The sequence below is a fragment of the Mesorhizobium sp. M0060 genome (genome assembly GCF_040323155.1).
GTDB lineage: Bacteria > Pseudomonadota > Alphaproteobacteria > Rhizobiales > Rhizobiaceae > Mesorhizobium.
Window position 1 is genome coordinate 1 of record NZ_JAMYUP010000180.1, and the last position, 592, is coordinate 592.

Genomic DNA, 592 nt, shown 5'->3' on the forward strand with positions numbered 1-592 from the left:
GGGCAGAGGCGATCACGGTCCAGAGGGCCATTGATCTGTTCAGGCACGACTACAACGTAAGCGAAGACACACTCAGGCGGCTGGTGATCAAGCACCGTCTTCACAACCAGACAATGCCCGGTGCTCCGTGGAGAATAAGCGCTCCCGGCTTGGCTATGGCGCTCGCCGGCGATGATGACGCGCTTGCGCGGTTGAGGCAGGACGATCGCGAGCACCCGGACGTAACTCGGTATTTCAAGCGGCTCGGCATCCCGCGACCCTGACCTGTTATCAAAAGTTATGGTCGCGGCGACTGTCTAAAGTAGACATTAAGTAGATGTCGCGGCCCGACAGAGCCCCACACATGCCCCATACGCGCGGAATTCCTCGACGAGGCCGCGCGTGCGATTCTCTTGCCTCGAAACAGGGGCCGGAGATTAACGGGAATGCCGTTCGGTAGTCACCCCTGGGCCGTAATCGATTGCCTGTCGGATCGAGGCCAAGCAGCTTCAATTCCTCCAGATCGAACACTGAACTACTTGACCCGTTGCCTTGTCACGAACCCCTTGCGAAAACACGCGATGAAGACCGAGTGCGCGTGATCCAGCTTCGC

Annotated in this window: 1 pseudogene; it reads left to right on the forward strand. The window is 58.8% G+C overall.

From position 1 onward, the window contains the following. Positions 1-263: pseudogene (locus NKJ94_RS37495) on the forward strand (hypothetical protein); the annotation flags it as partial. Positions 264-592 lie beyond the last annotated feature (329 nt).